Here is a 6129-nt window from a genome sequence, read left to right as displayed (position 1 = left end):
TGCTCTCTTTTCTTTTGTTCTTTATTTTAAAAATTGTTGATTTTAAACAAAATATGGGCTTTAAAGGCTCATTTAATAAAAATTATTTACGTATGAAATTATTTTATCAGTAAAATGGATTGGAAAGTTACAGTTTGTTCAATTAAGGCAGTACAATAAATGGTTGTACATGGTTCTTTCGTTTCAGCAGATTCAGAATACCATCCTAAAATCTGGGGAATTATTTGACCTTGAATCATTTTGGTTTTTAGCTTTTTGTCAATTATAAGATTTAATAAACTTTCGTTTTCATCACTTGCCTGAAAGTTGATGGAGTTGTTTTGTTTTACGAAGGTTTTAGGGTGAAAGTGAAAAGGAATCTCAACAAAATAGAAGCCTGATTTCTGGCATTCAATGGTATCATTAATCCAAATCAGATTTTTTGATTTTTCAAAAATTATCTCCCTCAAATGACTTACTCCCATATTTTTATACCCATCGTGCCCGACTTTTATTTTTATTACTTTTTTATCAATCTTTTTTTCCAGTACTGTGGTCTTAAATTTATCCGACCAAATGAAAGGTTTTATCAATTCTATCTGGTCTTTTAAATTAACTCTGACTGTGTTGTGTGCAAGAGTTCCTGTAAAATATTTTTTCCAGGTATTTTCTTTTTGGTAGAATTCTGTTCCCGGATTAATTAAAAAAGGATTTTCATTTATAGAGAGAGCAATGGAAAGCGCATCAGCATGGCCATCCGCTTTTTCTGGACTGGAAATTGATGATTCAGCATTAAAATGCAGTTGAATCTCTTTTTGGTTTAAAAAGGAACGGAATATAAAACGTCGTCCATTTTGGTTAAAACCTGAGTCCAGCTTTGGTTCGGGTTTTCCTGTTTTTTTTTCGAGCTTAGTCATTTTTAATAAACTATGGATTGTTTAGAAGAAGAGTCGTTGAGCGTGCTTCTTTCTTATTTAATTTATAATTGAAATTTAGTAGAAATATTACTTAACTTACTATCCAGTCAACTGCATCATTTATACCATATTTCTTGTTAGATAAATATTAGTGTCGGTTAAATATTAACCGTTTAATAAAAAATTGCATTTAATTTTTATTGTAATAACAATATGAACTTGAACTTACGATTACAATAAGAAGCTGAGAATAAAACATTTACCTTATAATGACAGGTGAAAAATACTGACACCAAATCAACTTTTTTAACTTTGATTTCAGCATATTAAGCAGTAGCTCCCCTATTTTATTCGCTTTCCTTTATAATTGCTAGTAAAAATCTGAAAAAATTATTGTCAGGTTTAATTAATCAAATTGTTTTCATTTTGCACCAATGGAGTGTTTAATGTGGTTATAGTTGAGGTTATTGAATTTTCGTCTGAAACGGTAAGAAGTAGTTTGAAATACTCATGGTTTTCAGGAATTTCAAGGTGTAAAACCGGACCAGTATCAATATCTTTCACAGCAAGGTAATTTCCATATTCATCGCATTTTATTAGTGACCATTCAAAAGAATAATTTTCATAGGTTAATCCGTATTCCCATCCTTCATTTTCATTATAAAGCATGGAGTAGTAGTTTAACACTGAATTTGCATACAGCGGAATTGCCGGTTTTAAAATTCTTGCTGATTTTTTGTTCAGTATTGTATCGGGTTCATTCAAAAAGTTATAAAGTTGAAAGTATTCATCTTTTACACGTCCCTTTCGGTCCGTAATTCCGTCAAAAGTCAGATAATTGCTTTCATGCTGGTCCTGCCAGGAGGTTATGAAAAATGAAGGTTGTGAATTCCATTTTTCAGGTTGAGTAAGAATTTCTGTGTCAATCTCGCTGAATAAAAATTTACTGCCGGTGTCTTTAAAATAATCAATTAATGAACTTAAATGTTTATCATTTTTCACGGTTAAACCAAAACAATCTATCCCTTTTACATTCTTCGACAGCAGTTGAGCATGATATATGGAGAGCTGGTTAACTTCAAGGTCAATCATTACAGGTTTTTCCGGGTCAATCTTTTTAATTTCTGAAACCAGATTGTTTAACCAGTTTATATAAGCGCGGTTCTGGTATAATAATTCCGGTTTATGGAAAAAATCTTTCTGGCTGCAAAGCACATTATTTTGAATGTTCCATGAAATTATATGTTCATGCTTTTTATGTTTTGCCACTGCTTTAAGAATGATTTCCTTTAAACGATTTGATTCGAGTGTGTCGATCATAAAATCAATGTGTGCCGGAATCCAAAATCCAAAAACAACATTAAGTCCCAGCTCCTCAGAGATATTCAAAATGTTATAATCATACATTGAATTTCCCGGAAACTTAATTGTATTCAACCCAAGGTTTTTAATTTTTTCAAAATCAGAAGTAAGTTTTCTCCGGTTCAAAACGTGGTAATTATTTCTCCAGTCACGACCATATTTCAGGTTAATGCCTTTTATTTCTTCAAAATGGCTTGAAGTTGAGTTTAATTCAAGAATGCCACTTTTAAGAATTAGCAGGGGAGAAAAAACATAATCAGGAACCTCTTTACTTTTAAATGAAGTTTTAATCACCTGGTTTTGAGGAATGGTCCAGTCAAAGTATTGATCTGATTGCAATCCTTTGGGCCAATTGTTATCCACCTTGCTGTTAAAATAAATTACTGATTTTATTTCTTTATAATCGTTTTCAATTACAGCAAAGGCATTTTCAATCCATTGGTTTTGACTTTGGCCATCGCGTAATGTTCCAAATTCAGAAATTACTACGGGAGTTGGCGGTAACTTTATTAGCTCATTATGAAAAGGTTCGTACAAGCTTTCAAATTCGTACCATTTGCCATCTGTGTTGTGTTCTCCATAATTCAGAATATTAATTCCAATCCAGTCAACATATTCTCTGCCTGGATAAAACGAAGCTAAATTTTCCGGCTTCCATGGGTTCCAAATCCAAATTACATTGTTAGCATTATTGCTTTTGAAGATTTCGTAAGTATAAATCCATGCCTCCTTAAATTTAGGTACTGCATCATTTCCCGACATGAACCAGGGATAAAACGGGTTGTCAAATTCATGTGCAAATCTCAAAAAAACAGGTTTTTCCAGGTTTTTTAGTTTTTCCGCAAATTGTGAAATGTAATTATCGAAAAAACCATTTGAAATGAGATCGTAAACATGAGCACTATCGTCAATTTCTTCTTCAAAAGTATTTAACCAGGGTTCCCAGGTAAGCATCGGTATTGATTTTTGGGAATAAATTGAATCCAGTAAGGCACCTGGAAAATTTGACTGAACATCTTTGTTCCATGCCAAATACAGTGAAACGATATCGAAATTTTCATCAATCTGGTTTGAAACTGTATGTACATTTTTAAGACTGGTTATTCCGTCATCATTTTGCGGGGCAAAAATTCCAATGTAATTGATTACATTTTTTTCCTGAATTTCAGGTTCAACGCCTCCCCATTTCACATATTCTGTATGATAAAGAAAACTTCCAAACAGGGTTAGAAAAACAAATACCCCGGGCAGAGCAGCCTTATGCCAGGTGGCATAAGCTAAATGCCGGGCTGAATTGATAAATGTTTTTTTCTCCGTCTTAAAATCAAGATTTACAGGAACTGGTTTTTGTTTTTCATAAGCAATGAAAACTGTGAAAAACATAAATGATGCATTTAACAGGGCAAACCCGGACATAAAAACAGAAAATGGGGTAAAATCTTTTATTAACCCAAAAATTACTGCAACTACTGAAACAACTCCAACAATCAGGTTGGGCAATAAAATTTTCCAGTTGGTTATTTCCCTGTCATCTTTTGGTGTTGGAAGATAGGGTACCTTTTTTCGCATAACGGTGTAAATAAATCCGATAAAATAAATCCACCAGGTACAGACAAGCAGCAATCCTCCCGTTAGGTGAGTACCGCGCTCGCTTTTGTCCATTACCCATTTCTGTACATAAAACCTGATTCCGAGAATGGATGTCAGGATAGGGAGAAATAGGAGTCCAAAATTGATTACGTTTCCTTTCCACGGAGTGGTAGCGGCAAACAGTGAGATAATTGGAATTAAAAAGCTGATCAGAATGGAAAATGCGGAAAGGTAGTGCAGGGGTAAAATTCCAAAGTGAATTCTTTGACGCCAGGTTAATTTTTTAAACAATTTCGGAAATACAGAAACCAACAGTTCAAGCGTTCCTCTCGACCATTTCAACTGCTGCTTGTAATAAGATGTCAGCGAAGCAGGTACAAGGCCTTTTGTAAAAATTTTTGGCACATAAACCGATTTCCAGCCTTTTGCATACAATTGCATAGCAGTGTGCATATCTTCCGATAGGCCGGGTGCATGGCCACCTATTGAATCGAGTGCTTTGCGCCTGAAAACACAATTGGCGCCAATGGCATTTACCGTTCCATAGGTGTTCATGGTCATCATTACCGGGCCGTAAAAATGGAAAGTTTGTTCAGCCGCACCCTTAGCTACCAGCGATTCATCAATGTTGTAATAAGCCTGAACCGATTGGACGAACCCGATTTTTTCATCTTCAAAATAGGGAATAACCTCATCCAGAAAATTTTCTTTTGGAACATGGTCGGGGTCCAGAATCAGACAGACATCTCCGGTGGCTTGTTTCAGGGCATTGTTTATGTTTCCGGCCTTGGCATCAACCCTGTTGTTTCGGGTTACATGCACAATTCCATGTCTTTTGCAGAATTCTTTCAGGCGGGAATCGTTGGCTTCATCGCATAAATAGGTGGTATGGGGATATTTCATTTTTTCAATGGCTAAAAGAGTTCCTTCAACCATTTCATAGGGCTCACCCGGGAAATAGGTGGTAAAAACATCAACTGTCAGCTTTTTTGTTAGCACAGGTTTTTCAGGAACAGAAATATCCCAGTAATGGTACCAAATATAAATTATTCGGAAACTGTCGAATACCAAAGGTCCAATGAGCAACCAGAAAAGCAGTTTACTATCAATTAATTCCGGATTCAGGAACCAGAAAAAAAAGTTGGCAATACTTAGCAATCCAAGAGTAATTAATATCCTAAGGGTTATTTTTTCTCTCCGTGTCGGTTCTTTTATTATTGTGCTGGTTTTGTTCATTTATTCTTTAAAACGTAAAACGGAGTGTTGGTGGTGGCAAAATAGCCATCTTTATCATATACGTAGGCGAAAATTCTGTAGGGCCCCTCAACCGAAGGTGTAATAAAAGTTGCCTTATGATTTTCAAAGTCCACAAAGGAATCAATTGATTTGTCAGAAATTGATTTTATTTCTTCCTCGGCAATATTCAATAATCCGGAATAAATTTCCCAAGCAATTTTCAGGCTATCCGTTTCGGTGTCTGCGAATATTAATTCTGCATTTTTTAACTCGTTGGGGGCAAATACAATATTATCTGCAGCTCCCTTATTATCCAGTAACATATAATCAAGGCCAATCAAATCGGGTTTGGCAGATGAATTTTTCCATAAATTTTCCAGTACTTTAATTGTTTCAGCCTTGTAATCTTCTTTAAACAAACTAAACCAGGTATGGGTAGTTTCAAATTTACTCCCCCAGATAAAAATAAGTGAGCCAAGAAGTGGTCTATCATCATTCCCTGATATTATTTGGTATCTTGTTTCAATTTGCTCCGCCTTTTTTTTACTGGTGTGCTCAATAGGCGTTCTCCATGCTGTCTTTCTTGACTCCCACGGCCCGTCAGGTCCGAACTCGCTGACATAATAGGGCTTTTCCCCAAATATAAAAGAAATGAAGTTTATATGTTTATGAATAACCTTTATGGGTCCAAAAGTATTGAACGCGATAGCATCCAATTTTGGGGAGTGAAACCAGATACTCGCCATTTGTTTTCTGCCTACATTTATCACTGCTGTGGATACTGGATGATTTGGATCTTCGCAATGAATAATGCCTATTAATTCATTAAAAGTATTTATGAAAGTATTTTTTTTGAAAGTAATAGGATAAAGAAGTTCATTTCCTAAATTCCACATTAAAACGGAAGGATGATCCTTATACTTCTGAACGAACTTTTTTACCTTATGTTTTAAAAGTTTGTTGTGATCCTTGTTTAGGTATAGATTGTACTTTTTATTATAAGGTGGTATAGGTATATCAACAATTACAGCTAAATTATTGGCAT

3 protein-coding genes are annotated in these 6129 nt (G+C 34.8%); all 3 read right to left on the bottom strand.

Going from position 1 to position 6129, the window contains the following annotated elements:
- Positions 1-98: 98 nt before the first annotated feature.
- Positions 99-896, bottom strand: a complete 798-nt coding sequence (locus tag ACESMA_RS21140) for a heparinase II/III-family protein (protein ID WP_372950870.1) — start codon at positions 894-896, stop codon at positions 99-101.
- Between the two features lie 402 nt (positions 897-1298).
- Positions 1299-5084, bottom strand: coding sequence for a glycosyltransferase family 2 protein (locus ACESMA_RS21135; RefSeq protein WP_372950869.1), 3786 nt, complete (start codon positions 5082-5084; stop codon positions 1299-1301).
- The coding region (locus ACESMA_RS21130) for a glycoside hydrolase family 2 TIM barrel-domain containing protein (protein ID WP_372950868.1) at positions 5081-6129 on the bottom strand (1049 nt) is incomplete at its 5' end. The genes ACESMA_RS21135 and ACESMA_RS21130, both read right to left, overlap by 4 nt.

Source organism: Mariniphaga sp. (genome assembly GCF_041687215.1).
Taxonomy (GTDB): Bacteria; Bacteroidota; Bacteroidia; order Bacteroidales; family Prolixibacteraceae; genus Mariniphaga.
The sequence above is the reverse complement of the archived record's forward strand: the minus strand, read 5'-3'. Positions and strand labels throughout refer to the sequence as shown.

Bases quoted from the DNA above. Each gene is read 5' to 3' on its own strand.
- ACESMA_RS21135 (WP_372950869.1), bottom strand. From the start codon at position 5,084: ATGAACAAAACCAGCACAATAATAAAAGAACCGACACGGAGAGAAAAA.
- ACESMA_RS21140 (WP_372950870.1), bottom strand. From the start codon at position 896: ATGACTAAGCTCGAAAAAAAAACAGGAAAACCCGAACCAAAGCTGGAC.